The following is a 24,272-nucleotide window of genomic DNA, read 5'->3' on the forward strand; positions in this document are numbered from 1 at the left end:
GCGCTGTGACACGATGGAAACTGTACGTCTCTCAGGTACCCGCGTCGCGCGGGTCGGACGAAAGGTCGCCCGCCCATGGAACCGGATCTCCTCTGGATCGTCCTCGCCGGAGTCGCCGTCGGCGCACTCCTGCTGATCGCCCTCATCGGCTTCTTCCTCTTCCGCGCCTGGTACCAGGTGCCGCAGGCCGACGAGGCGATCGTGATCGTCGGGAAGAAGCAGAAGGGCGAGGACGGCCTCACCTCGAACATGACCGTCATCACCGGCGGCGGCGCGTTCGTGAACAAGCTGACCCAGCGGTCCGACCGCATCTCGCTGCGCTCCCGCCAGATCAAGATGGAGCCGGTCGCGCAGACCAAGAACGGCGTGACCATCCACCTCGCGGGCGTCGCCCTGGTCAAGATCGGGTCCACGGCCGACCAGGTCCGCGCCGCCGCCGAGCGCTTCGCGTCGCAGGACCAGTCCATCGACGTGTTCACGACCGAGCAGCTCGAGGGCGCCCTCCGCGGCGTCGTCGCGAAGCTCAGCGTCGAGGAGGTCATGCAGGACCGGCAGAAGCTGGGAGACGAGATCGCCGAGGGCATCAAGGGCGACCTGCTCGCCCAGGGCCTCGTCCTCGACTCCTTCGCCATCCAGGGCGTCACCGACCGCAACGGCTACATCGAGGCGCTCGGAGCGCAGGAGATCGAGCGCGTCCGCCGCGAGGCCGACGTCGCGCGGATCAACGCGGCCCGCGAGGTCAAGGCTCGCCAGCTGGCCACGGACGAGGCGAACCTGATCGAGCAGACCGCCTACGACAAGAACACCGCCGCCGCGAAGTCCGAGGTCGGCCGCGCCAACGCCGAGGCCGAGCAGGCCGAGAACCTGGCCCGCGCCGAGCGCGAGCAGGCCGTCCTCGTGCAGCGCGCCGAGAACCGGCAGGCCGAGCTCGACGCCGACGTCAAGCGCGTCGCGGACGCCGAGAAGTACCGCCGTCAGACCGAGGCCGACGCCGACGCCTACGGACGCGAGAAGAAGGCCGAGACGGACCGCCAGGTCGCGCAGCAGGTCTCGGACGCCGAGGCGTACGCCGTCCAGCGCCAGGCGGAGGCGCGCCAGGCGTCCGCCGCCGCCGAGGCCGCCGCCGTGAGCGCCCGCGCCGAGGCCGAGGCCCACGCACTGCGGGCCAAGGCGGGCGCCGAGGCCGAGGCGCTGCGCGCGAACGCGACCGCCGAGGCGGAGGCCATCCGCGCGAAGGGCGAGGCGAGCGCGGCGGCCATCGCGGCCGAGGCGGAGGCGCTCCGCGAGAATCAGGAGGCGATCCTGGGTCGCGAGCTCATCGGGCAGCTGCCCTCGCTCATGGCCGAGTTCGCGAAGGGCTACCAGAACGTCGGCTCGGTGACGCTGATCGGCGGCGACACCGCCGGCACCCACATCGCGCGCGAGCAGGCGGCGGGTCTCGCCGCGACGTTCGACAGCGTCAGGTCGGCGACCGGCGTCGACCTCGGCGCGATCCTCCAGGGCCAGGCCTTCGGCCGGGGGATGGCGACCGGCGGCACCGTCGTTCCGACCGGCGCGTCGGTGGCGACGGGATCGAGTGACGCCCCGCGTCCGTCCGGCACCGGCGACCCGACCGCCGTCGCCTCCACGAGCTGACCGCAGGGTCCCGCCGATCCCCGGCGGTTCCACCACTGCCGCCGCCGTGCTCGTCGGTGGGCGCCCGTCGGCGTCCGCCCTCGAGCACGGCGTGCGGCGTTCTACGCGACCGGGTCGTGCCCCTGCCCGGCGTCGAGGGGCCGCGCTCAGGCCAGCGGCTTGCGCATCTGCAGGGACGTCGTCTCGTAGCCGAGCGACTCGTACAGCGCCCGCGCGACGGTGTTGAAGCCGAACACGTTCAGCGCGAGGGCGGAGCCGCCGCAGGAGCGGACGTGCGACTCCGCGAGCAGCATCGCCGCCCGGCCGAGGCCGCGGCCGCGCTCGGCGGCGTCGATCTGCACGTCCCAGACGTATCCGACGCCCTCGAGCCCGCTCGGGTGCGGGCCGAGCCAGAGCGACCCGACCGCGCGGCCGTCCTCGGAGACGAGGAGCACGTCGTGCCCGGCGGCGGGGGAGCCGCCCGGGAAGTACTTCTCGTACGAGGTGTCGGCGTTGCGCGTCGCGGCCGCCTCGTCGTCGCCCGCCCGCATCCGGTCCTCGATGTACGCCGAGCGCTGGACCCGCATCCACGTGGCGAGAGCGGCGGCGGGAATCGGCTCGAGCGTGACGGTCATCCCCTCACGATCCCACTCCTCACCGCCCCCCCCGCGATCGATCCGTCGCGGACGGCCCGCGCGGGATCCGCGGACGGGCCGCTCGCGACGGATCGCCGCCGGCCCGGGTCAGTCCGGGGTCCGCTCCGCGTGCTTCCGCTTCCCCAGGCGGGTGGCGAGGAACAGCAGCGTCCCCACGACCACGTAGCCCGCCGTCGCCAGCCAGACCACGCCCGTCTGCTGCGTCAGCAGCACCACGCTCGCGATGGTCGCGAGCACCGGCACCACGCGCGGCACGGAGTAGTGGGCGTGGTCGACGCGGTCCTTCTTCAGCACCAGCACCGACACGTTCGCCGCGATGAACACCAGCAGGAGCAGCAGCACCGTCGTCTCGGCGAGCGTGCCGACGTCGCCGATCAGGCTGAGCAGCATCGTCACTCCGCCGACGACCACGATCGACACCCACGGCGTGCGGCGGCCCGGCAGCACCTTCCCGAAAGCGCTCGGAAGCAGCCCGGAGGTGGCGAGCCCGAACCCGACCCGCGACGCCATCACCATGAACAGCAGAGCGCCGTTCGCGATGGCGACCAGCGCGATGAGGCCGAACAGCCACGGCGGCACGGCCACTCCGCTCGCCGCGACCACGTCCAGCAGGGGGCCGCTGGAGGCCGCGAGCTCGTCGTTCGGCAGCACGATCACGGCGCCGAGCGCGATGAGGAGGTAGACCACGGCGGCGGTGATCAGCGCACCGAAGAGGGCCCGCGGGTAGACCTTCGAGGGGTTCCGCACCTCCTCGGCCATGTTCGCCGCGGCCTCGAAGCCGAGGAACGAGAAGAAGGCGACGATCGAGGCGGCGAACGCCCCCTGCAGCGGAGCGACGTCGGGGTTGAACTCGAGCACGCGGGAGGCGTCGCCGTCACCGGAGCCGAAGAAGACCGCGGCGCAGACGATGACGATGACCAGTCCGCTCACCTCGATCACCGAGGCGACCAGGTTCGCGGTCAGCGACTCCTTCACCCCGCGCAGGTTCACCAGGGTGAGGATCGCGATGAAGACGATCGCGGTGGGGATCGGCGGCACGTCCAGCAGAGCCCCGAGGTAGTCGCCCGCGAACGCGTTCGCCAGGGAGGCGGCCGTCGTGATGCCGGAGGCCATCATCAGGAAGCCGATCAGGAACGAGAGGTACGGCTTCCCGAACGCGCGGTCCACGTAGCGCGCCGCCCCTCCGGCGTGCGGGTACTTGGTGATCAGCTCGGCGTACGTGCCCGCCGTGAGCAGGGCGACGACCAGCGCGATCAGCAGCGGCAGCCAGATCACGCCGCCCACGTCCTCGGCCATCGTGCCGACCAGGGTGTAGATGCCGGCGCCGAGTGTGTCGCCCACGATGAAGGCGAACAGCAGCGGCCCGGTGATCACCCGCTTGAGCGACGCCTTCCCGGGAGCGGTCTCGGCGGTGTCCGTCGTGTCGGTCATCCGGACACTCCACCGAAGCGGAGGGTCCGAGCGCAAGCCTCGCCGCCCGATCGCTGCGAGATTTCTCATCATCGCGACCCGTGTGGCAGGGGCCCGGGCGGCGAGGACTCCCACAGCGCGCGGATCCCGGGACTTGGGCGATCGGCCGCATCAGAGGGAGCGGACCCGGTGCGCACAGGGTGAACAGGGGGCGACCGCGCGTGCCGCCGCGCGCCCGCACTGGGTAGGCTGGAGCGCTTCGTCGTGAGTGGAGCGGTCGCGGAGGAATCATGGGCAAGAAGCGCAACCAGGGACGATCCGGAGGCGGTCAGAGCGGGTCCGGCGGTCAGGGCGGCGGCCGCACGGCCGAGACCGCGCTGATGGTGCGGTTCCGCAGCTGGTACCGCTCGCACCTCGCCGAGGTGGGCATGCAGCACGAGCACCTCGAGGCCGACGAGGCCGTCGAGGTGCTGACCGACCTCTTCGCGATGACCCGCGACCTGCGCCCGCGCGGCTCCTTCGCCCAGCCCGACGCCGAGCTGCTCGAGGCCGTCTTCGACCAGATCGAGGCAGACCTGTCGGGGGAGGAGAGCGAGGCCGACCTCGACGACACCCTCTTCACCGTCGCCGAGGTCGTCGAGCACTTCCTCGACTTCCTCACCGACGAGGACCTCTGGACCGGCACCGACGAGGAGCTGGACGAGTGCCAGGCCGTCCTCGACGAGGTCCTCGACCTCGCCGGCTCCTTCGTGGAGGCCGTGCTCGACGACCTCGCCGAGCTCGACGAGGTCCCGGCCGAGGAGCAGCTCTCCGCCGTGCGCGCCACCGCTCTCGTGCACGCCGCCGACGTCGTGGTCGAGCACCTCGCCGCCGACGACGGCGCGACCCTCACCGAGCGCGCCGCCCGCGAGATCGCGGTCGAGGCGGGCATCTCCTCCGCGGGATCCACCCCGAGCGACGACTCCGTCCGCATCCCGGTCTCGGCCTGGTGGGACGCGCTGGTCGGCTCGGCCGTGCTCGAGCAGGAGGGATCCGCCGCAGGTCTCGGCGAGGCCGCCGTGCTCTGGCGCAGCTCCGACGCGCACGAGGCCGCCGCCGAGCGCATCGCCTACGTCGCCCGCTTCCTCGAGCAGTGGATCCTCAGCGCCCAGACCGCGCTGGCGGCCGCCGACACCGAGGACGGCGCCTTCTCCCCGGAGGAGCGCGCGGTCACCACCACCGACGCCGTGCTGGTCCGCATCGCGGTCGCCTGCCAGGCCGAGATCCACCCGGGCCTGGTCGTCGGTGAGCTGGTCGACGAGCTGGCCGCCGACTCCGGAGTCTCGCTCGACGAGGCCCTCGACGAGCGCGAGCGCATGGTCGGCACGGCCGAGCGGATGCTCGACGACACCGCCGAGCTCGGGCTGCTGCTGCACTCGCCCGAGTTCGGCTACGCGGTGCCGGAGGGCCTGGCGCCCGTCCTCGCCTCCGTCGTCCGCGCGACGGTCGTCCTCCTCGGAGAGCGCGAGGCCACCCGCCTCGAGATCCTCGACGAGGCGACCCAGGACACGGCGACGGCCTACGCGCTCCACGTCGCCCTGCTCGGGACCAAGCCCGTCGTCTGGCGGCGCCTCGAGCTCTCCTCCGAGTCGTCGCTGCGCGATCTGCACCTCGCGCTCCAGCTCTCGCTGGGCTGGACCGACGCGCAGCCGCACTACTTCAGCGTGGGCGTGCCCGATGAGGAGCAGGCTCCGATCGGCTCGCCGTCCGACGCGGAGGAGTTAGGCGCCGACCTCGTGGACGAGGCGGGCGTCGCGCTCGCCGAGGTGCTCGAGCAGGAGCAGGACGAGCTCTTCTACGTCTACGATCTCGAGGACGAGTGGCGCCACGTGATCCGCCTGGAGTCGATCGCGCCGCTGTCGTCGGCTCTGCCGCGCTGCACGGGCGCGCGCGGCGCGGCTCCGCTCGACGTGCCGGGAGGCCCCGCGGCCTGGGCCGACACGGTGCGGGCGGCGACGGACCCGTCCTCGGCCGACCACGCGGAGGCGCTCGAGGCTCTCGGCCTCGCCGCCGGAGCCTCGTTCGATCCGGCCGCGGTCGACGTCGACGGCATCAACCGCTCGCTCGGTCTCCTGCGCTCCGCGGTCTGACGCCCCGCCGGAGGGCGTCATCGGAGGAGGCCCCCGCTCCCGCTCACCGCGGGAGGCGGGGGCCTCCTCCGGTGTTGGGCGTCACGGGGTGAGCAGCAGCTTGCCGATGTGGCCGGAGGAGCGCATCACGTCGTGCGCCCGCTCGGCCTCGGCGAGCGGGACCACCTCGTCCACCACCGGGCGCACCGTCCCGGCGGCGACCAGCGGCCAGACCTCTGCGCGCACCCGCGCGACGATCGCGCGCCGCTCCTCGAGGGGCCGGGCGCGGAGGGTCGTGGCGTGCACCGCCCCGCGCTTGCGCATCAGGACCCCGAGGTCGAGCGAGCCCAGCGCGCCGGACTGGTTGCCGATGAACACCACGCGCCCGCCCACGGCCAGCGCCTCCAGGTCACGGGCCAGGTAGTCGCCGCCGACGGGGTCGAGGATCACGTCGACGCCGCGCCCGCCGGTCGCCTCGCGGATCCGCTCGACGAAGTCCTCCTCGCGGTAGTCGATCAGGACGTCGGCCCCGAGCGCGCGGCACGCCTCGAGCTTGCGGGGGCTGCCGGCCGTGACGGCGACGCGGGCGCCGAGGGCGGCGGCGATCTGGATGCCCGTGGTCCCGATCCCGCTCCCGCCGCCGTGGAGGAGGACGGTGTCGCCGGATCCGAGCCCGGCCACCATCACGAGGTTCGACCAGACGGTGGACGTCGTCTCCGGGAGGGCGGCGGCCGAGATGAGGCCGACGCCGTCCGGCACCGGCAGCACCAGGCCCGCGTCGACCGCGACGTACTCCGCGTAGCCGCCGCCGGAGAGCAGCGCGCAGACCTCGTCGCCCTCCGCGAACCCGGTTGCGTCCTCGCCGAGCGCGACGACCGTGCCGGACACCTCCATCCCGAGGATCTCGGAGGCGCCGGGCGGCGGCGGGTAGACCCCGCCGCGCTGGCCGAGGTCGGCGCGGTTGACGCCGGCGGCCGCGACGCGGACGAGGACCTCGCCGGGTCCGGGGGAGGGCGTCGGCACCTCCTCCAGCACGAGTCGGGAGTCGGGGCCGGGGTTCTCGATGCGGATCGCCTGCATGAGGGGGATGCTACGCCGCGGGCCTCGGCGCTCGCGGTGCTCCCGCCCGGCGAGGGGCCGGCTCAGCGCTGCTCCGCCAGGAACGCCAGCACCGCGTCCTTGAAGCCCCGCGCGGGCACGGTGCTGGTGTGGTCGCGGCCGGGGACGCTCACGAACCGCGCCCCCGCCGCCGCCGCCAGCAGCTCTCCGCCGGGAGCGATCGGATCCGCGCCGCCGGTCACGAGCAGCGTCGGCAGGCCGGGGTGCCGCCCGTGCTCCGGGTGCGCCCCGCCGCGGACGCCGTCGGCCACCGCCACCAGCGCCGCGAGGTCGTTGCCCTGCACGCCCTCCGCCATGCCGATGAAGGCGCGGGTGAAGCCGTCGTCGATCTCGCCGCCGGAGGCGACGCGGGCCCGGGCCGCCTCCGCGTCGAAGGAGCGGAGGGACTCGCCCACGGTCAGCCCGCCGAGGCTCAGCGATGCGAGCCGCTCCGGGTGCTCGAGCCCCAGCACCCAGCTCATCCGGGCGCCGAGGGAGTACCCGAGCACGTGGGGCGCGTCGAGGTCGTAGGAGTCGAGCACCCGCACCAGGTCGGCCACCATGGCGTCCACGCTGTAGGAGTCGGAGTGGTGCGGCTTCTCGCTCGCGCCGTGCCCGCGCTGGTCGAGCGCGACGACGCGGTACCCGGCCCGGTGCAGCGTCCGCAGCCAGCCCGACGTCTCCCAGTTGAGCACGGCGTGGGAGGCGAAGCCGTGCACGGCGAGGACGGTCGGGGCGCTCTCCTCGCCGACGGAGTAGGTGGCCAGTCTCACTCCGTCGTCGGCCACGACGTACACGGGCGGAGGGAAGGCGATCACTCCACCACCCTGCCCGCCGCCGCGGGGTCGAGGGGGCACCGCGCCGCGGACACGCCGGGCGGAGTCCCCGTAGCGGAGAGAGGCCGGGCCCGGTGTCCCCGGACGGTCAGCGCGGCGGACGGGTGGAGCGGGCGAAGGGCACGGCGATCCAGAGGCGCACGGTGCGTCCCCGGCCGGACCGGATCCCGAGGACGGCGCACAGCACGAGGTTGAGCACGGCCAGCGCGAGGATCGCCGAGATCGTCGCGAGCGGCCAGTCGGCGCCGAGCGAGTCGCGCACCGACACCAGCGCGAGGTGCAGCGGGACCAGCATCAGCTGGAGCGCGAGGTAGGTGAGCTGCCAGTTGACGGCGACCAGCCCGTTCCGGTCGCTGAGGGTGCCGATCCGCCGCCGCGACCCCCACACCATCACGGTCGCCGTGAGGGAGATCACGGGGGAGATCACCACGAAGCCGGCGAGCGCCGACAGCCCGGCGAACCAGACGGCACGGGCGCCCTTGCGGTCCCGGGTGCGGTGCCGCAGCTCGTCGTCGTCCATCGCCGCCTCCTCGCGCCGGGACCAGTCTCGCACCCGCCCCCGCGTCGAGGCGGGGGATCGCCCCCGAGTTCCGGGGGTTCCCCGGATGGGGCGGGTCCGGGCGCGTCCGTAGCGTGGAGGCATCGCCGGAGCACACCGGCAGCACCGCCGGCCCGCCCGGCGGGACCGCATCCCGCCGGGCGACCGGCACCCGAGAAGGAGCACACCGTGACCACCGACGACCGCACCGCCCGCCTCTCCACCCCCGCCGACGAGCAGCCGACCGTGGACCTGGGCGCGACCGCCGTCCTCACCGAGGAGCGGCCGTCCGCCGGGGAGCGCCCCGCCGCCGAGGAGTCCGCCTCCTCGCAGCAGGCCCGCGCCCCCTACGGCACCCCCGCCGTCCCGCCCGCGGCGCTCGCCCCGGCGCCCTCGACCCCGTTCTCGCTCACCAGCCTGATCCTCGGCGTCACCTCCGTCTTCTTCGGACTGACCGTGATCGCTCCGGCCGCGGGCCTCGTCTTCGGCATCCTGGGCCTGCGGAGGGAGCCGACCGGCCGCACGCTCTCGATCTGGGGCATCGTGCTCAACTCCGTCATGCTCGGCCTCGTCCTGCTCTTCGCGATCGCCGTGCTCGTCGTGGTCGTGCTCGTGCCGCTCGCGGCCCTCGCGTCGGGCAGCGACTACCGCTGATCCGCCGCTTCCCGCGTCCCGCGCCTCCTGTCCGCTCCGGCGGCGGGAGGCGCGGTCGTTCCGCGCCCGCCGAGCGGACGCTCCGCGCCCGCGTCCGCCGCCGCCCCGTGCCCCGGGGATAGGCTGGCCGCGCAGTTCGCGAGCCCCCTGCACCCTCCGGGGCCGCACGACGACAGCAACGGAGCTGGACGTGACCCTCGCACCGAGCACCCTCCCCGACCGCGACCCGGAAGGCAGAGCCCTGGACGACACCGAGACCCCCGCCACGCGCACCGAGAGCGACTCCCTCGGCTCGATGGAGATCCCCGCCGAGGCCTACTGGGGCATCCACACGGCGCGGGCCCTCGACAACTTCCCGATCTCGAAGCGCCCCATCTCGATCTACCCCGATCTCGTCCGGTCCCTCGCGACGGTCAAGCTCGCGGCCGCCCGGGCCAACACCGAGCTCGGCACCCTCGCCCCCGCCAAGGCCGAGCTGATCGAGGCCGCGTGCCGCCGCATCATCGACGGCGAGTTCCACGACCAGTTCGTGGTCGGGGTGATCCAGGGCGGCGCCGGCACCTCGACGAACATGAACGCGAACGAGGTCGTCGCCAACGTCGCACTCGAGATCGGCGGCTTCGAGCGGGGCGACTACGCGCACCTGCACCCCCTCGACGACGTCAACCGCAGCCAGTCCACCAACGACGTCTACCCGACCGCGATCAAGATCGCGATGACCTGGTCGCTGCGCCGCCTGCTCGACGAGCTGGCGCTGCTGCGCGAGTCGTTCTCCCGCAAGGCGGTCGAGTTCGGCAGCGTCCTGAAGGTCGGCCGCACGCAGCTGCAGGACGCGGTGCCGATGACGCTCGGCCAGGAGTTCCACGGCTTCGCGACGACCCTCGGCGAGGACCACGCCCGCCTCTCCGAGACCATCTGGCTGCTCGCCGAGGTCAACATCGGAGCCACCGCGATCGGCACAGGCATCACCGCCGATCCGCGCTACGGCGCGGCCGCTGTCCGCCACCTCAACGAGATCACCGACCTCGACCTCGAGATGGCGCAGGACCTCGTCGAGGCGACGAGCGACACCGGCGTCTTCATGTCGTTCTCGAGCGCGCTCAAGCGCTCCGCGATCAAGCTGTCCAAGATCTGCAACGACCTGAGGCTCCTCTCCTCGGGCCCTCAGGCCGGCTTCGGCGAGATCAACCTGCCTCCGCGCCAGGCGGGATCCAGCATCATGCCCGGCAAGGTGAACCCGGTCATCCCCGAGGTGGTCAACCAGGTCGCCTACTCGGTGGCCGGGGCCGACGTCACGGTCACGATGGCGGCCGAGGCGGGTCAGCTCCAGCTCAACGCCTTCGAGCCGGTGATCGCGCACTCGCTGCTGCAGAGCATCACCTGGATGACGCAGGCCTGCAGGACGCTCCGCGAGAACTGCATCGACGGCATCACCGCGAACGTCGACCGGCTCGAGGCCATGGTCGCCTCCTCGGTCGGGGTCGTGACGGCGCTCACGCCGAGCATCGGCTACACCGCGTCCGCCGCCCTCGCGAAGGCCGCCCTCGCGACCGGCCGCAACATCGCCGACCTGGTGGTCGAGGCGGGGCTGATGTCCCGCGAGGAGGTCATGCGGCTGATCTCGCCGGCGCGGCTCTCGGGCATCGAGGCGATGACCGCGGCGCTCCCGATCATCGACCCCGCGCCGGAGGCGTGACCGCGGCCGCGAGGCGCGCCCCGGCGTAGCTGCGCCAGGGCGCCCAGCGGCGCCCGGCCTCGGCCAGCCCGCGCTCGCCGGCGGGCAGGCCGCGCGCCGCCGCGCCCCGCCGGAGCACGGGATCCCCTGTGAGCAGGACGTCGGGATCTCCGGTCGCCCGCTGTGCCACCTCGGCCGCCGTGGCCGCGTCGATCCCGGGGACCGCCAGCAGCTGCTCGGCGAGCTCCTCCCGGTCGGCGTCGAGCCGCAGGGCTCCCTCGGCGAGCAGCGTGCAGGTCCGCACCAGCACGTCGGCGGATCCGCGGAGCACGTCGGCGGCGTGCTCGGCGATCACCGCGGGGGAGGGGAAGGCGCGTGCGATCGATCCGCTCGCCACGGACTCCGGGAGCGTCGCGCCGAGCGCCGCGACCAGCCGTGCGGCCTCCCGCCGGCCGAGCAGCGCGCGCACCAGCGTCTCGGCCGGGTCGACGGAGCCGGGCACGCGGACACCGGGGCGGGCGGCGACGCTCGGAGCGAGTGCGGGATCGGCCGCGAGGGCCTCGTCCACGGCGCGGGCGTCCGCGTCCAGGTCGAGCAGCCGCCTCACCCGGGCGACCAGCGGCCCGACGTCGGCGACGGAGACGAGCGTCGCGCTGCAGCGGACGCTCTCCCCGTCCGCCGCCAGCCGGATCAGCGCCGCGCCCCCGGGCAGGACGAGCGAGCGCGCGTAGCCGCCGGGGGACGCCTCCTCGATGCCCGGGAGCGCGGTGCCGCCGAGCACGTCGAGCACCCCGGGATCGAACGGAGCCCGCACTGCCAGCCGGAGCTCCAGCGTGGTCGCGCCGTCGTGGACGCTCGCCTCGGAGCGCGTGCCGCGGGCCGAGGCGCGCAGGGCCGTCGGGGTCCGCTCGTACACCTCCGCCAGGGTCGCGTTGAACTGCCGGATGCTCGTGAAGCCGGCGGCGAAGGCGACGTCGGACACGGGCAGGTCGGTGCTCGTGAGCAGGAGCCGGGCGGTCTGGGCGCGCTGGGCGCGAGCGAGGGCCAGCGGAGGCGCGCCCAGCTCCTCGCGCAGGATGCGGCCGAGGTGGCGCGCGCCGTAGCCGAGCCGGGCGGCCAGCCCCTCGACCCCCTCGCGGTCGACCACTCCGTCGGCGATCAAACGCATGGCGCGCGCCGCCGTGTCGTCGCGCAGGTTCCACTCGGGGGAGCCGGGGACAGCGTCCGGCAGGCAGCGCTTGCAGGCGCGGAGCCCCGCCTCGTGCGCGGCGGCGGCCGTCGGGTAGAAGCGCACGTTCGCGCGCCGCGGCGTGATGGCGGGGCAGCTCGGACGGCAGTAGATGCCGGTGGAGTGCACGCCGGTCAGGAACCGCCCGTCGAACCGGGAGTCGCGGGAGGCGACGGCGCGGTAGCGCTCCTCGAAGAGCGGATCGGAGTCGGGCACGCCTCGAGCCTCGCACGCGGCGACGTCGAGCAGGAGCGGGAATCGGACACGGGCGTCCGCACCCCGGCCCTCCTCCACGCGCCCGGCGCGTGTCAACCGCCGACAGCGCACCCCGCCCGTGCCCTACTGTCGGCCCCATGAGCGCCTATCCGCCGCCCGCACCGCCCGCCACCGCCCGCCCCTCCGTCGTGCCGACCGTGCTCGGCTCGATCGGCGTGGCGCTCCTCGGGATCCTGCTGCTGCTCGTGCTCGCCTACGTGGTTCTCGGACTCGGCGTCAGCGCCGCGGGGATCTGCGCGGTCATCGCCCTCGTCCCGCTGACCGTGGTTCTGCTGGGCGTCCGCTGGGTCGACCGGTGGGAGCCGGAGCCAGCGCTGGGCCTGTGGTTCGCGTTCCTCTGGGGCGCGGCCGGGTCCGTCGCGATCGCGCTCCTGGTCGACCTCGGCGTGCAGATCGCCGTCTACGCGTCCGGGCAGCAGCCGAGCGGATCCGACTTCGTCGGCGCCGTGATCCAGGCGCCGCTGGTCGAGGAGACGGCCAAGGGGATCGGCGTCCTCCTCGTCCTGCTGATCTGGCGCCGGACCTTCGACGGGCCCGTCGACGGCATCGTCTACGCGGCCGTCGTCGCCTCCGGGTTCGCCTTCGTCGAGAACATCCTCTACTTCGGCAGCGCGCTGGTGGAGGGCGGTCTCGGCTCGCTCGCCGTGACCTTCTTCCTCCGCGGGGTGCTCTCGCCCTTCGCGCACGTGCTCTTCACCGCCTGCACGGGCGCGGCCCTCGGCTTCGCCTCGAACCGGCCCGCCGTCGCGCGGCTGCCCATCGCCCTGCTCGGGCTGGCGCTCGCCGCGTTCCTGCACGCGCTCTGGAACGGCTCGTCGTTCCTGGTGTCCGACTGGTTCGGCTTCTACGGCGTGGTCCAGGTGCCGCTGTTCGCGGTCGCCGTGGTCGTGGTGGTGCTGCTGCGCCGGCAGGAGCGGCGCGTGACGCTCCAGCGGCTCGACGACTACGCCGTCGCCGGCTGGCTCTCGCCGGCCGAGGTGCGGATGATCGGCACCGCGGAGGGGCGCCGCACCGCCGCTCGCTGGGCCCGGAGCGCGGGAGGGGACCGGCCGCGGGCGATGCGGGACTTCCTCCGCTCGGCGACGCGGCTCGCGCACCACCGGCAGCACCTCCTGCTCGGCCGCGGCGGACGCACCGGAGCGGTCGACGAGCAGGTCCTGCTCGACGAGCTCGTCGCCCGCCGGGCGGTGCTCACCCGCTGAGCCGGGGCCGCCCCCGCTCAGCCCCGGCGCGCTAGGCGGAGGCGCTGCGCACGCGGCGCTCGCCGGCCGTCACGGGCACGCCGAGCCGGTTCTGCGCGGGCGGCAGCGGGCAGTTGTAGTGGGGCGAGAAGCCGCACGGCGGGATGTACGCCCGGTTGAAGTCCAGGAGCACCGGAGCGGGGGTGCCCGCGTCGGCCGCGCCGCCGATCCGCTGCACGACGAGGAAGCGGCCGACGGGGTAGCTCGCGAGCTCCGGGTCGTCGCTGCGGTTGGTCGGATCGCCGAACGGGACGAGGAGCGTGCCGCCGTCGTCGAACGCCGCGACCGTGTACTCGCGGGCGCGCCCGTCGTCCACGAGCGAGAAGGTGATGTCGCCGGGCACGACGAGCTCGCGGGTGGCGCCGTTGTCGCGCAGGTGCTCGAACGGGACCGTGCGGTCCTCGGCGACCGGCTCGAACCACGCCTCGAGCACCCAGGCGGCGTCGAACGGGAAGGTCTCGATGGCGTCGAAGGACCGGATGCCGTCGGAGGCCGCGTCCCAGACGCGGTAGCCGTACTCGGGCTCGCCGGTGTCGAGGTTCTCGCGGCGCATCCGCGTCAGGGTCGCCGAGGGGCCGTAGCCGGCCAGCGCCTGCTCGTCGTCGACGCTCTCGCCGGGCTCGAGCCAGCGCGTCTCGACGAGGGCGAGATCGCCCCGGGGTCCGGTGACGCGCTCGACGCGTCGGGCGAGCCACGACTCCCAGCCGGCGCGTGCCGACTCCGTGAGGTCGATCGAGGCGCGGGAGGGGGCGGTGACGCTGCTGCTCGGAGTGGCCATGGGGCGTGCAACGCGGGGCCGTCCGGTTCTCTTCCCGGTCGATGACCGGACGGAGGACGGACACCCGCGAGAAAGAGCTCGACGCCCTGCGGCAGCGGCAGGGCCGGCTGCTCGGACGGGGCGTCGAGCTCTTCGTGAGAGAGAGGATGCTCCTCCGCGGCGCCGAGCGCAAGAGGCATCCGGATCCCGCTGTCGGCACGGCCCGCTTCGGATCGCTCGGTAGACTGGACCGCCTGTTTTCCCGCGGCCCCCGGAGCGCATCCCGCGCCTCCCGGCCCGCGGCGGCGGACCCTCGGAAGGCGGACGATGACGGACGGCAGCACTGTGCAGGCCACCGAGCTCTCTCGGGAGCGCGACTACGTGGCGGCGCTCTACGCCCGCCTCGACGAGCTGATCGCCCAGGCCCGCGAGGCTCTGGACACGGTCCGCATCGAGAGCGTCGGCGGCAACCACCAGAGCCGCTCCGAGCGCGACGCCTACGCGCGGCTCTACGAGGACCGCATCCGCTCGCTCACCGGCGCCGACGACCGGCTCGCCTTCGGCCGGCTGACGCTCGCGGACGCCGACGCCGAGCACCGCTACATCGGCCGGATCGGCCTGCGCGACGAGGAGCAGGACACGCTGCTGCTCGACTGGCGCGCCCCGCAGTCGGCCGCGTTCTACCAGGCCACCGCCGCCCGGCCGATGGGGACGCGCGCCCGGCGCCACCTCACCACTCGGGGCCGCGAGGTCCTCCGCTTCGAGGACGAGGTCTTCGATGAGGAGCTGCTGCGCGAGGGCACCGTGCTGCAGGGCGAGGGCGCGCTCATGGCGGCCCTCGGTGCGCAGCGCACCGGCCGGATGCACGACATCGTCGCGACCATCCAGAGCGAGCAGGACCGCATCATCCGGTCCGAGCTGCGCGGCGTGCTCGTCGTGCAGGGCGGGCCGGGCACCGGCAAGACCGCGGTCGCCCTGCACCGGGCCGCCTACCTCCTCTACTCCTACCGCGACCGCATCGCCTCCTCCGGCGTGCTCGTGGTCGGCCCCTCACGCTCCTTCCTCCGCTACATCGAGGCGGTGCTGCCCTCGCTCGGCGAGACGGGTGTCGTCCTCTCGACGCTCGGCCAGCTCTACCCGGGCCTCGACCTCGTCGAGGAGGACGTGCCCGCGGTCGCCCGCGTGAAGGGCTCGGCGCGGATGGCGGAGCTGCTCAAGCGCGCGGTCCGCTCCCGCCAGACCGTCCCGGCCGAGACCCAGGTGCTCGACGTCAACGGCGAGAAGCTCCGTCTGGAGCCGCAGGACGTGGAGCGCGCGATCACCCGCGCGCGCGACACCCGCAAGCCGCACAACGAGGCGCGCGTCTCCTTCGTCAAGACGCTGCTCTCGCAGCTCACCCGCCAGCTCGCCGATCAGCTGCGGAGCCACGGCAGCACGGTCGACGAGGCCGACGAGGCGGTGCTGCGCGAGGACGTGCGGACCGCCCACGACGTCCGCGTCGCTCTCAACACCGCGTGGATCCCGCTGACCCCCGAGAAGCTGCTGCAGGACCTCTACGCCCGTCCGAACTGGTTCGCGACCCTCACGCCGCGCTGGACCGCCGCGCAGCGCTCCCTCCTCCGCCGAGACCGCGACGCTCCGTTCACGGTCTCCGACGTACCGCTGCTCGACGAGGCCGCGGAGCTGCTCGGCGCCTACGACGACCACGCCGACGCCTCGAAGAAGGCCGAGAAGGAGCAGCGCAAGCGCGACGTCGAGAACGCGGAGGCCGCCATCCGCAACATGGGCGTCGACGGCCTCGTCAACGCCAAGGACCTCGCGGCCGGCTTCGCCGAGCGCTCGGTGCTCGGGACCACCGCCGAGCGGGCCGCGGCCGACCGCACCTGGACCTACGGGCACGTCGTGGTCGACGAGGCGCAGGAGCTCTCGCCGATGCAGTGGCGGGTGCTGCTGCGCCGCTGCCCGATGCGCTCGTTCACGATCGTGGGCGACGTCGCGCAGGCGTCCGGCGCCTCCGCCGCCTCGAGCTGGGACGCCGCGCTCCGCGACACCTTCGGCCGCCAGGGCCGGGGAGTGGAGGCGGCGCCGTGGCGCCTGGAGGAGCTGACGGTCAACTACCGCACGCCCGCGCAGATCGTCGCCTTCGCCGAGCGGACGGCGCGCGAGAACGGGCTGGAGATCACGCCGGGGGAGGCCGTGCGCTCCACCGAGTGGCCGGTGCGGACGATCCGCGATCGCGGCGACGCGAGCCTCTCGGAGCGCGTGCTGGCGGCCGTCGTCGAGGACCGGGCGATCGAGGCGGAGGGGACGCTCGCGGTCATCGCGCCCGACGACGACCTCGCCGCGATCGCCGAGCGCCTCGAGGAGCGGTTCGGCCGGGAGGTGGGCCGTGGAGCGACCGGGCTCGACCGCGCGATCGCCGTGCTGTCGACGAACGACGCCAAGGGGCTCGAGTTCGACTCCGTGATCATCGCCCGCCCTCGCCTCATCGCGCAGACCGGCGAGCGCGGCGCCGCATCGCTCTACGTCGCGATGACCCGGCCGACGCAGCGCCTCACGCTCGTGGAGTGAGTGCTCGCAGCCCGCTCCCAGACTCCGCTCCCGAGCGCCGTAGGATCGAGGCATGAGCAGCGAGAACCTGACCAAGCCCGAGGTCGACGCCCCTGAGGGCCCGGCCCCCGACACCCTCGTCGTCGAGGACATCGTCGTCGGCGACGGCGCCGAGGCGCAGCCCGGCTCGACCGTCGAGGTTCACTACCTCGGCGTCGAGTACGACACCGGCGAGGAGTTCGACTCCTCCTGGAGCCGCGACCAGTCGATCAACTTCCCCCTCAACAACCTCATCCGCGCCTGGCAGCAGGGCATCCCGGGGATGAAGGTCGGCGGCCGCCGCAAGCTGATCTGCCCGCCCGCGCTGGCGTACGGCCCGGCCGGCGGAGGGCACCCGCTCTCCGGCAAGACCCTGATCTTCGTGATCGACCTGCTCGGCACCAAGTAGCTCCGAGCACACGACGAAGGCGCAGCTCCTAGCGGGGCTGCGCCTTCTTCACGCGGTCGACCAGCTCGCGCCAGGCTCCGTCGAGCTCGGTCTCGCCGAGGCGGACGTGGTGCGTCTGCACGCGGATCTCGTAGACGAAGCGGTCGGCCCGGCCGGGGGACTCGCCGTCGGCGGCGTCCCAGGGGAGCGAGCCGAGCAGGTCGCGCCAGGCGCGCTCGTCGGGCTGCTGCTCGACGTCGACCCGCCACACCCGGCGGAGGCCGGCGACTCCGCCGCTGCGCGACACGATGACGTCCATGCGCGCGATGCTACCCGCCTCCGTCCTCGAGCGGACCGGCTCAGGCGGACAGCGTCACGCCGACCGTCGTCCAGCCGGTGCGCACGGCGGCCTCGACCTCGGAGCCGGATCCGTAGCGCTCGGCGGCGGCCCGCACGGTGAGCGCGGCGAACGCCTCGAAGTCGGCCGTCGCGGTGAGGACGCCCCCGGTCAGCACGTCGTACCAGACCTGCCCAGCGCGCTCCCACGCCTTCCCGCCGAGGGTCGTCGCCGCCACGGCGAACGCGCGGTTGGGGATCCCCGAGTTGATGTGCACTCCGCCGTTGTCGTCGTCGGTCTCGACGTAGTCGGCCATCGAGCCCGGCTGCGGGTCGGAGCCGAGGACGTCGTCGTCGTAGGCGGTGCCGGGGGCGATCATCGACCGCAGGGCCGTGCCCTGCACCTCGTCGGTGAAGAGCCCCTCGCCGATCAGCCAGCTCGCCTCGTCGGCGCTCTGGCCGGCGCCGTACTGCTCCAGCAGGGCTCCGAACACGTCCGAGACCGACTCGTTGAGCGCTCCGGACTGGCCGCGGTAGACGAGGTTCGCCGTGTACTCGGTGATGCCGTGGGCGAGCTCGTGGCCGATCACGCTCTGCGAGACGGTGAAGCGGCGGAACACCTGGCCGTCCCCGTCGCCGAAGACCATCCGCGAGCCGTCCCAGAAGGCGTTGTCGTAGTCGTCGCCGAAGTGCACGGTCGCGTCGAGCGGCAGCCAGGCGTCGTCGATCGAGTCGCGGCCGTATGCACCCTGCAGGAAGGCCGACATCGCGCCGAGGCCGTCGTACGCCTCGTCGACGGCCGCATCCCCCGTGGCCGCCTCGCCCTCGCGGCGGACGACCGTGCCGGGCAGCGTCTCCTCGGTCCGCGCGTCCGCGATGGTGCGCTGGAGGGACTGCACGCGGGTGCGCGGCGAGGACGTCGCGGCGGCGGTCGGCGCCCCGCGGTCGGGCGCGGGCTCTCCGGGCCGGACGCGCCGGAACGGCACGTCCTGCTCGAGCGAGCGGCTCGCGGCCCGCGCGGCCCGGGCGAAGGCCGGATCGTCGAGGCGGGCGATGCGGACGAGGAGGTACGGCGGCACGACGGTTCGTCTCATGCCCCGATCCTGGCACCGACGTCCGACACGGTCCCGGGCTCGCCCGGCGGGCCCGCATGCGGTAGCGCCGAGCGGTAGCGTGAGCGCGACGAGCGGTTTCCAGCGATCCGGGGCCAGGCCCCGAGGACGACGAGGGCGGACATGGGCATCATCACGCGGGGCTTCTTCGGCAAGAGGGAGGCGGACCCGGACCTCCCGCCGGGCCAGCACCTCGAGAACGGCTTCCCCGTCCTCTCGATCGGGCCCACCCCGAACATCCACGAGTGGGCCTTCTCCATCGACGGCGGCCCCGCGGGCGTCCGCCGCTGGAACCGGGAGGAGTTCGACGCGCTTCCGCACGAGGACGTGCACACCGACATCCACTGCGTGACCCGGTGGTCGAAGCTCGGCACCAGCTGGCGCGGCGTCTCGGTCGACACGCTGCTGGAGGGCCTGCAGACGGACGCCGGCTTCGTCATGGCGCAGAGCTTCGGCGGCTACACGACGAACCTCCCGCTCGCCGAGATCCGCGGCGGGAGGGCCTGGGTCGTCACCGAGTTCGAGGGGAAGCCCCTCGCGGCCGAGCACGGCGGCCCCGCCCGGCTCCTGGTGCCGCACCTCTACTTCTGGAAGAGCGCGAAGTGGGTGCGGACGCTCCGCCTGATGCCCGGCGACGAGCCAGGCTTCTGGGAGCAGAACGGCTACCACATGCACGGGGACCCCTGGAAAGAGGAGCGCTACTGGTGATGTGGACGGAGGCGGTGGCCGAGTCGGTCGCGCCGCTCACGCCCACGTCGCGCCTCCTGGTGCTCCGCGTGCCCGGGTGGCCGGGCCACCTGGCGGGGCAGCACCTCGACGTGCGCCTCACCGCGCCCGACGGCTACCAGGCGAGCCGCTCCTACTCGATCGGCGCCCCGGCCGACGGGGAGCGGGTCGAGCTCGCGGTCGAGAGGCTGGACGACGGGGAGGTCTCCCCGTACCTGGTCGACGGACTCGAAGTGGGCGACCGGCTCGAGATCCGCGGTCCGATCGGCGGCTGGTTCGTCTGGCGCCCCGAGCAGGCGGAGCCGGTGCAGCTGATCGCGGGCGGGAGCGGCGTGGTGCCGCTGATGGCGATGGCGCGCGAGCACGCCCGGTCCGGGAGCGCGGCGCGGATGCAGCTGCTCTACTCGGTCCGCTCGCCCGTCTTCGCCTACTACCGCGAGGAGCTGGCGGCGCTCGCCGAGCGGCCGGCCGCGACGGGCGGAGTCGCGGTGGACCACGTCTTCACCCGGGTGGCGCCGGCGGGAGCGGCGCGTCCGGCCGGCCGCGTCACTCCGGAGCTGCTCGCCGAGGCGGCTCTGCCGGCCTCGCTCGAGCCGACCGTCTACGTGTGCGGCCCGACCTCGTTCGTCGAGGCCGTCGCCACCGCCCTGGTCGAGCAGGGCCACGCGCCCGAGCGCGTCCGCACCGAGCGCTTCGGCGGCGCCTGACGCCATTCCCCGCGAGGCGCCGCGCCCCGGCGGCGCCCCGGGGGGAGGGATCACTCGAAGGAGACGGTGCGGTTCTCGCCGATGTCGGGCTGTCCGCCGGTGACGGCGGCCTTGAGGACCTTGAACAGCACGACCGGACGCGGCTCGTCGGTCGCCCACAGCTCGACGGTCTCGGCCTCGACGCGGATCAGCGCGACGGTCGGGTCGTCCTTGCCGTCGGGGAACCAGCCGGCGACGGCCGGGGACCACAGCTCGTCCACCTTCGCCGGGTCGTGCACGACGGTCGCCGAGCCGGCCACCGACAGGTAGCCCTTCTTCGACTCGAACGCGACGTTGACGCTCGGGTTCGCGCGGATGTCGTCGACCTTGGGCGACGGGTCCTGCGTGAAGAACCACAGTTCGCCGTCGAAGTCGATGTCCTGGGCCTTGAGCGGACGGCTGACGAGCTGCCCGGTGGCGTTGACGGTGGTGAGGAGCCCGATCCCGGCGCTCTTCACCATCTCGGTGATCTGCTCGCGGTCGTCGGAGTCGGCGGGAGTGATGTCGGTGTCGGTCATGGTGCCGACGCTACGCGGACCGTGCGCCGCCGCAAGGGGTGGCGACGCCTCACCGCGCGTGTCTAGCGTCGAGGCATGGACACCGAATCGACGTACACCGCCATCCTCGACAGCGGAGCGGAGCAGGAGAGCATCCGCCTCGAGATGATCGACGGCTCCCCGCAGCGCTCCTTCACCCGCCTGGCCGACATCGACGGCGAGGAGGTCGAGGTGGTCTGGGAGCTGGAGCCCGACGACGACGGCTTCCACGTCTACCGCCCGGTGCGGGTCGAGGGCCGCGACGACGACAGCGGACTGGTCTCGGACGACCGGCTGACCGACGGCGGTGGCGCCGACGCGGCCTCCGGCGACTGATCCCCGGCGCGCCCGTCCGCCGGCCTGAGCCGAGCGGGCGGGCGCGCTGTCCCGTCCGGCTCGAGGGAGACGCCCCTCCGCTCAGGCCGTCGGGTGCAGGGCGTCGTACCCACGGAACTCCGGTCGGAGTCGCAGCACCGCGGCGAGGATCGCGATGATCGCGAGCCCGCCCGCGAGCGGCGGCAGCCAGAGCAGCGCGAGCGAGGCGAGCAGTCCCGTGTAGAGGTCGCCGACCCGCGGGCCGCCCGTCACCACGACGATGAACACGCCCTGGAGCCGACCCCGCATGTTGTCGGGGACCGCGGTCTGCAGCATCGTCTGCCGGAAGATCGAGCTGACGTTGTCGGAGGCGCCCGCGCCGGCCAGGGCGACCGCCGCCAGCGCGATGAGCACCGCGTTCGGCGCCGACGCGTCGTGCTGCACGAGTGCGGCACCGAGCAGGACCGCGCCGAACGCGACCACGAACGCTCCGTACACCTGGATCGAGCGGCCGATCGCGAGGCCCTGCCGGCGGACCCCGGTGAGCCGGCCGGAGAAGACGCCGCTGATCAGCGCCCCGATCGCGAACGCGGCCGTGAGGGCGCCCACCGTCACCGCGCCTCCGCCGAGCAGCACGGCGGCGGCCGCCGGGAAGACCACGCGCGGCTGTCCGAAGGTCATGGCCACGATGTCGACCAGGAAGGACATCCGGATGTTCGGGGCGCCCTTCAGGAAGCCCAGGCCGTAGCGGAGGGACTCCAGCCCCGGCCGCTGCCGCTCGCCCTCGGGCACGAGCGCCGGCAGCCCCGCGATGCCGAGGAACGCGGCGAGGAACAGCACGACGTCGATCGTGTACGTGATCGCGAAGCCGGAGGAGGCGACCAGCACGCCGGCGAGGGCGGGCCCCACGGTCACCTCGACTCCGCTCGCGATGCCGCCCAGCGCGGCGGCGGCGGGGACCAGCTCGGTGCGGAGCAGCCGCGGAGCCAGCGTCATCCGGGTGGTCACGATCACCGTCGTCGCCACCGCGTTCACGGCGGTGAGCACGTAGAGGGAGAGCGGGGTCTCGGCGCCGAGCCAGGCGAGGGCCGCGATCCCCGCGGTCGAGCCCCAGGCCACGACCGCGGCGAGCAGGAGCACCAGGCGGCGGTCGAACGCGTCGGCGAGCATCCCGCCGTAGAGGCCGGCGATCACGGTCGGGACCAGCGCCACCACGCCGACCAGCGCGACCGCGAGGGTCGATCCGGTGAGCTCGTAGATGTGCAGGCCGACCGCGACGATCGTCATCTGGCCGCCGATGCCCGAGATCACGTTGCCGGCCCAGAGCCGGGCGAAGGCCGGGGACTCGCGGAGGGGGGAGACGTCGAGGACGTGGCTGCGCCGGGGGGCGCGGGGGGTCTGGCTCACTCGCTCCATTCTGCTGACTCCGCCGCCCCGGCGGGCCGCGTCGCGCCGATCCGGGGGCTCAGGGGTCATCCCCTAGGGTGAGAGGCATGAGCACGTCATCCGACGGCGCGCCCGGGCGTCAGGGTCCTCCTGCCCCGCGAGCAGCCGGAGCCGCCCCCTCGCGACGCTCGATCCGCACCGCCGCCGAGGCGGGCGCGCGTCGCGCGGCGGCCGCCACGGGCGGTCGGCGCAGCTCCACGGGCGGCGTCCGCGCCGGAGCCGCTCGGACCGGTGCCACGGCCTCGGGAGCTCGCGGGTTCCTCCGCCGCTACGGAGCCGGGATCGTCTCGGTCCTCCTGGCCGTCCTCGCGGTCCCGCTGTCGTTCTTCGTCTGGTACGCCCTGATCTCGCTCGGCGCCTACCCGGGCGACCAGGCCGTCAGCGACCTGCTGGTCGGCGTGCTCTACACCGCGCTCGTGCACGCGGTCCTGCTCGCCGGGATCCTGCTCGCCGTCTCCACCCTCCGCGCCCGGCGTCGCGAGAAGCGTCCGCCGATCGCCGGCTGGATCGGCGTGGTCCTCAACGTCCTCGTGCTCGTCTACTGGCAGCTGCTGGTCTCGCCGTGGCTCGTCGTGCTCTGGAACCGGGCCACCGGCTCCTGATACCGCCCTCCCTCTGGTAGAGTCGTCCGGTTGCCGTTCGACGGCCGCGGATCAAGAGAGCCCACGCATCAGGCGCCGGGCACCGCGCAACGAGAGAGAGGGGATCCCATATATGGCACTCGAAGCAGATGTCAAGAAGGCGATCATCGAAGAGTACGCGACCCACCCCGGTGACACCGGATCCCCCGAGGTGCAGGTGGCCGTCCTGACCAAGCGGATCAAGGACCTCACCGAGCACCTCAAGGAGCACAAGCACGACCACCACTCGCGTCGTGGTCTGCTGCTGCTCGTGGGTCAGCGTCGTCGACTCCTCGGCTACCTGTCGGATGTGGACATCAACCGCTACCGCTCGCTGATCGAGCGTCTCGGTCTGCGCCGCTAGCTCCTCCCGGAGCAGGGCGCGGTCTCGATGACACTGCGAACTTCTTGCCGAACGGGCCGTTCTCCTCGCGGAGGGCGGCCCGTTCGCGTTCCCGGGCGGACGAGGCGCGCGGCGCCGGTCAGGGCAGGGGAGCGGGGCGGTCGACTCCGCCCCACGAGTAGCCGCTCGAGGCCGAGAACCAGTCAGCCGCGGCCCGCTGGAGCGCCGTGTCCTCCTCGGGGCGGCCGGGAGCCTCCACGGCGTCGACGAGCCCGGGCAGGGCGATCCGCCAGGCCGCCGCGCTGCGCTGGGCGCGGCCCCAGTCGCGCGCGCACACCGGGTCCTCGGCCGCCGCGGCGAGAGCCCGCGGCGAGGTCACCCGCCAGCCGGTGTCCGACTCCGCGACCACGACCGCGCAGGTGAGCGCGGCGCCGCGGATGATGCTGTCGGGACCGGCGGAGGGGCCGATCGCCTGATCCTGAGCCGCGACCACCGCGGTGAGCGCGAGCTGCAGCCGGGTCGAGGGCTCGTCGGGCCGCGGTCGGATCCTCCCGTCGCCGGCCGAGACCGAGGCCGCCGATCCGGGTGCGAGGAGCAGCCCGGAGGAGGACTGCGACGCGTGCAGGCTCAGCAGACCCGTCACTCCGTCCGTCCCGCTCGTCACGCCCCGCACCGAGGAGTCGCCGAGACTCCAGACGACGGGGGTGCGGTTGTGGATCGTGAGGCGCCGGTGGTCCTCGTCGAGGCAGGCCACGAGGTGGCCGGCCGGCACGCCCGCTCCGCCCTCGAAGGCGGACGAGGCGGCCAGCAGCTCCCGGGCGTCGTCGCACTGGGCGGGGGCGTCGGAGGCGGCGGCGGCCTGGTCGGCGACCGGCGCCCGGGGGGCGAGGGAGCCCTGCACGCCCGCGACCGCCGCCGTGGTGAGCGCCGCGGCGGCGAGGAGGAGGACCACGCCGCGCCTGCCCATCCTCCGCACCTCCTGGTCGGAGGCTAGCCCGGCACGGGCGCTCGGGCCAGCGCCGCG

At 73.9% G+C, this 24,272-nt stretch carries 24 protein-coding genes; 12 read left to right on the plus strand and 12 right to left on the minus strand.

Annotated features, from left to right (window positions below):
- Positions 1–75: 75 nt before the first annotated feature.
- Entirely contained in the window at positions 76–1,635 is a 1,560-nt protein-coding gene (locus C5C99_RS04795) for an SPFH domain-containing protein (RefSeq protein WP_104309433.1), read from the plus strand.
- A 146-nt stretch (positions 1,636–1,781) separates the two neighbouring features.
- On the opposite strand, the gene C5C99_RS04800 is transcribed toward C5C99_RS04795, so the two are convergent.
- Together C5C99_RS04800 and C5C99_RS04805 are read right to left on the minus strand one after the other, a co-directional pair.
- Entirely contained in the window at positions 1,782–2,249 is a 468-nt protein-coding gene (locus C5C99_RS04800) for an N-acetyltransferase (RefSeq protein ID WP_104339684.1), read from the minus strand.
- 108 nt (positions 2,250–2,357) lie between these two features.
- On the minus strand, positions 2,358–3,701 hold the full coding sequence (locus C5C99_RS04805; protein ID WP_104226270.1) for an APC family permease: 1,344 nt from the start codon (positions 3,699–3,701) through the stop codon (positions 2,358–2,360).
- Between the two features lie 269 nt (positions 3,702–3,970).
- On the opposite strand from C5C99_RS04805, the gene C5C99_RS04810 reads away from it, so the two are divergent.
- On the plus strand, positions 3,971–5,809 hold the full coding sequence (locus C5C99_RS04810) for a plasmid pRiA4b ORF-3 family protein (RefSeq protein ID WP_104339685.1): 1,839 nt from the start codon (positions 3,971–3,973) through the stop codon (positions 5,807–5,809).
- 81 nt (positions 5,810–5,890) lie between these two features.
- Here C5C99_RS04810 and C5C99_RS04815 read toward each other — a convergent pair whose 3' ends face one another.
- The 3 genes from C5C99_RS04815 to C5C99_RS04825 all read right to left on the minus strand — a co-directional run bounded on the left by C5C99_RS04815 (position 5,891) and on the right by C5C99_RS04825 (position 8,242).
- Positions 5,891–6,868 (minus strand): NAD(P)H-quinone oxidoreductase, encoded by a 978-nt coding sequence (locus tag C5C99_RS04815; protein WP_104339686.1) that lies wholly within the window; start codon positions 6,866–6,868, stop codon positions 5,891–5,893.
- A gap of 62 nt (positions 6,869–6,930) precedes the next feature.
- Positions 6,931–7,704 carry an alpha/beta fold hydrolase gene (locus C5C99_RS04820; RefSeq protein WP_181074540.1) on the minus strand — a complete coding sequence of 258 codons (774 nt, stop codon included), beginning with the start codon at positions 7,702–7,704 and terminating at the stop codon, positions 6,931–6,933.
- Positions 7,705–7,810: 106 nt separating this feature from the next.
- Positions 7,811–8,242 (minus strand): DUF4870 domain-containing protein, encoded by a 432-nt coding sequence (locus C5C99_RS04825; RefSeq protein WP_181074541.1) that lies wholly within the window; start codon positions 8,240–8,242, stop codon positions 7,811–7,813.
- Positions 8,243–8,449: 207 nt separating this feature from the next.
- On the opposite strand from C5C99_RS04825, the gene C5C99_RS04830 reads away from it, so the two are divergent.
- The gene (locus C5C99_RS04830; protein WP_104226275.1) at positions 8,450–8,914 is read left to right on the plus strand and encodes a DUF4190 domain-containing protein; all 465 of its coding nucleotides are present in this window, start codon (positions 8,450–8,452) and stop codon (positions 8,912–8,914) included.
- A gap of 241 nt (positions 8,915–9,155) precedes the next feature.
- Positions 9,156–10,610 (plus strand): aspartate ammonia-lyase, encoded by a 1,455-nt coding sequence (locus tag C5C99_RS04835; RefSeq protein WP_258064082.1) that lies wholly within the window; start codon positions 9,156–9,158, stop codon positions 10,608–10,610.
- Here C5C99_RS04835 and C5C99_RS04840 read toward each other — a convergent pair.
- Complete coding sequence (locus C5C99_RS04840) at positions 10,585–12,033, minus strand: DNA-3-methyladenine glycosylase 2 family protein (protein WP_167299023.1); 1,449 nt, start codon at positions 12,031–12,033, stop codon at positions 10,585–10,587. The two genes, C5C99_RS04835 and C5C99_RS04840, sit on opposite strands and share 26 nt — an antisense overlap.
- Before the next feature lie 137 nt (positions 12,034–12,170).
- Between C5C99_RS04840 and C5C99_RS04845 the strand changes: the two genes are divergently transcribed.
- Complete coding sequence (locus C5C99_RS04845) at positions 12,171–13,295, plus strand: PrsW family intramembrane metalloprotease (RefSeq protein ID WP_104233243.1); 1,125 nt, start codon at positions 12,171–12,173, stop codon at positions 13,293–13,295.
- Positions 13,296–13,326: 31 nt separating this feature from the next.
- Here C5C99_RS04845 and C5C99_RS04850 read toward each other — a convergent pair whose 3' ends face one another.
- A complete protein-coding gene (locus tag C5C99_RS04850) occupies positions 13,327–14,112 on the minus strand; it encodes a DUF1684 domain-containing protein (protein WP_104247431.1) in 786 nt (261 codons plus the stop codon).
- Positions 14,113–14,418: 306 nt separating this feature from the next.
- On the opposite strand from C5C99_RS04850, the gene C5C99_RS04855 reads away from it, so the two are divergent.
- Positions 14,419–16,662: a UvrD-helicase domain-containing protein gene (locus C5C99_RS04855; protein WP_104233245.1), complete on the plus strand. Its 2,244-nt coding sequence runs from the start codon at positions 14,419–14,421 to the stop codon at positions 16,660–16,662.
- Positions 16,663–16,714: 52 nt separating this feature from the next.
- Complete coding sequence (locus C5C99_RS04860; protein ID WP_104226280.1) at positions 16,715–17,089, plus strand: FKBP-type peptidyl-prolyl cis-trans isomerase; 375 nt, start codon at positions 16,715–16,717, stop codon at positions 17,087–17,089.
- Between the two features lie 28 nt (positions 17,090–17,117).
- Here the strand turns inward: C5C99_RS04860 and C5C99_RS04865 are convergent, their stop codons facing one another.
- Entirely contained in the window at positions 17,118–17,387 is a 270-nt protein-coding gene (locus C5C99_RS04865) for a protealysin inhibitor emfourin (protein ID WP_104233246.1), read from the minus strand.
- Positions 17,388–17,427: 40 nt separating this feature from the next.
- Positions 17,428–18,498, minus strand: coding sequence for a M4 family metallopeptidase (locus tag C5C99_RS04870; protein ID WP_104260613.1), 1,071 nt, complete (start codon positions 18,496–18,498; stop codon positions 17,428–17,430).
- Positions 18,499–18,639: 141 nt separating this feature from the next.
- Between C5C99_RS04870 and C5C99_RS04875 the strand changes: the two genes are divergently transcribed.
- The gene (locus C5C99_RS04875) at positions 18,640–19,224 is read left to right on the plus strand and encodes a molybdopterin-dependent oxidoreductase (protein ID WP_104338247.1); all 585 of its coding nucleotides are present in this window, start codon (positions 18,640–18,642) and stop codon (positions 19,222–19,224) included.
- Positions 19,224–19,949: a ferredoxin reductase gene (locus C5C99_RS04880; RefSeq protein ID WP_104339688.1), complete on the plus strand. Its 726-nt coding sequence runs from the start codon at positions 19,224–19,226 to the stop codon at positions 19,947–19,949. The genes C5C99_RS04875 and C5C99_RS04880 overlap by 1 nt, the downstream gene beginning before the upstream one ends.
- Before the next feature lie 50 nt (positions 19,950–19,999).
- Here C5C99_RS04880 and C5C99_RS04885 read toward each other — a convergent pair whose 3' ends face one another.
- Complete coding sequence (locus C5C99_RS04885) at positions 20,000–20,506, minus strand: pyridoxamine 5'-phosphate oxidase family protein (protein ID WP_104224818.1); 507 nt, start codon at positions 20,504–20,506, stop codon at positions 20,000–20,002.
- 75 nt (positions 20,507–20,581) lie between these two features.
- Between C5C99_RS04885 and C5C99_RS04890 the strand changes: the two genes are divergently transcribed.
- Positions 20,582–20,860, plus strand: coding sequence for a hypothetical protein (locus tag C5C99_RS04890; RefSeq protein ID WP_104224817.1), 279 nt, complete (start codon positions 20,582–20,584; stop codon positions 20,858–20,860).
- An 81-nt stretch (positions 20,861–20,941) separates the two neighbouring features.
- Here C5C99_RS04890 and C5C99_RS04895 read toward each other — a convergent pair whose 3' ends face one another.
- A complete protein-coding gene (locus C5C99_RS04895; protein WP_258063631.1) occupies positions 20,942–22,246 on the minus strand; it encodes an MFS transporter in 1,305 nt (434 codons plus the stop codon).
- A gap of 86 nt (positions 22,247–22,332) precedes the next feature.
- Here C5C99_RS04895 and C5C99_RS04900 point away from each other — a divergent pair, with 86 nt between their 5' ends.
- Complete coding sequence (locus tag C5C99_RS04900; protein WP_104224815.1) at positions 22,333–22,887, plus strand: hypothetical protein; 555 nt, start codon at positions 22,333–22,335, stop codon at positions 22,885–22,887.
- 112 nt (positions 22,888–22,999) lie between these two features.
- Complete coding sequence (rpsO, locus tag C5C99_RS04905) at positions 23,000–23,269, plus strand: 30S ribosomal protein S15 (protein WP_068252328.1); 270 nt, start codon at positions 23,000–23,002, stop codon at positions 23,267–23,269.
- A gap of 118 nt (positions 23,270–23,387) precedes the next feature.
- On the opposite strand, the gene C5C99_RS04910 is transcribed toward rpsO, so the two are convergent.
- Positions 23,388–24,215: a hypothetical protein gene (locus C5C99_RS04910; RefSeq protein ID WP_104297441.1), complete on the minus strand. Its 828-nt coding sequence runs from the start codon at positions 24,213–24,215 to the stop codon at positions 23,388–23,390.
- Between the last annotated feature and the right edge of the window lie 57 nt (positions 24,216–24,272).

This window comes from Rathayibacter sp. AY1C4, from assembly GCF_002932195.1.
In the GTDB taxonomy this organism is placed as follows: domain Bacteria; phylum Actinomycetota; class Actinomycetes; order Actinomycetales; family Microbacteriaceae; genus Rathayibacter.

Bases quoted from the DNA above. Each gene is read 5' to 3' on its own strand.
- C5C99_RS04795 (WP_104309433.1), top strand. From the start codon at position 76: ATGGAACCGGATCTCCTCTGGATCGTCCTCGCCGGAGTCGCCGTCGGC.
- C5C99_RS04910 (WP_104297441.1), bottom strand. From the start codon at position 24,215: ATGGGCAGGCGCGGCGTGGTCCTCCTCCTCGCCGCCGCGGCGCTCACC.
- C5C99_RS04845 (WP_104233243.1), top strand. From the start codon at position 12,171: ATGAGCGCCTATCCGCCGCCCGCACCGCCCGCCACCGCCCGCCCCTCC.
- C5C99_RS04850 (WP_104247431.1), bottom strand. From the start codon at position 14,112: ATGGCCACTCCGAGCAGCAGCGTCACCGCCCCCTCCCGCGCCTCGATC.
- C5C99_RS04870 (WP_104260613.1), bottom strand. From the start codon at position 18,498: ATGAGACGAACCGTCGTGCCGCCGTACCTCCTCGTCCGCATCGCCCGC.
- C5C99_RS04810 (WP_104339685.1), top strand. From the start codon at position 3,971: ATGGGCAAGAAGCGCAACCAGGGACGATCCGGAGGCGGTCAGAGCGGG.
- C5C99_RS04865 (WP_104233246.1), bottom strand. From the start codon at position 17,387: ATGGACGTCATCGTGTCGCGCAGCGGCGGAGTCGCCGGCCTCCGCCGG.
- rpsO (WP_068252328.1), top strand. From the start codon at position 23,000: ATGGCACTCGAAGCAGATGTCAAGAAGGCGATCATCGAAGAGTACGCG.
- C5C99_RS04815 (WP_104339686.1), bottom strand. From the start codon at position 6,868: ATGCAGGCGATCCGCATCGAGAACCCCGGCCCCGACTCCCGACTCGTG.
- C5C99_RS04900 (WP_104224815.1), top strand. From the start codon at position 22,333: ATGAGCACGTCATCCGACGGCGCGCCCGGGCGTCAGGGTCCTCCTGCC.
- C5C99_RS04825 (WP_181074541.1), bottom strand. From the start codon at position 8,242: ATGGACGACGACGAGCTGCGGCACCGCACCCGGGACCGCAAGGGCGCC.
- C5C99_RS04885 (WP_104224818.1), bottom strand. From the start codon at position 20,506: ATGACCGACACCGACATCACTCCCGCCGACTCCGACGACCGCGAGCAG.
- C5C99_RS04860 (WP_104226280.1), top strand. From the start codon at position 16,715: ATGAGCAGCGAGAACCTGACCAAGCCCGAGGTCGACGCCCCTGAGGGC.
- C5C99_RS04890 (WP_104224817.1), top strand. From the start codon at position 20,582: ATGGACACCGAATCGACGTACACCGCCATCCTCGACAGCGGAGCGGAG.
- C5C99_RS04805 (WP_104226270.1), bottom strand. From the start codon at position 3,701: ATGACCGACACGACGGACACCGCCGAGACCGCTCCCGGGAAGGCGTCG.
- C5C99_RS04800 (WP_104339684.1), bottom strand. From the start codon at position 2,249: ATGACCGTCACGCTCGAGCCGATTCCCGCCGCCGCTCTCGCCACGTGG.
- C5C99_RS04880 (WP_104339688.1), top strand. From the start codon at position 19,224: ATGTGGACGGAGGCGGTGGCCGAGTCGGTCGCGCCGCTCACGCCCACG.
- C5C99_RS04855 (WP_104233245.1), top strand. From the start codon at position 14,419: ATGACGGACGGCAGCACTGTGCAGGCCACCGAGCTCTCTCGGGAGCGC.
- C5C99_RS04875 (WP_104338247.1), top strand. From the start codon at position 18,640: ATGGGCATCATCACGCGGGGCTTCTTCGGCAAGAGGGAGGCGGACCCG.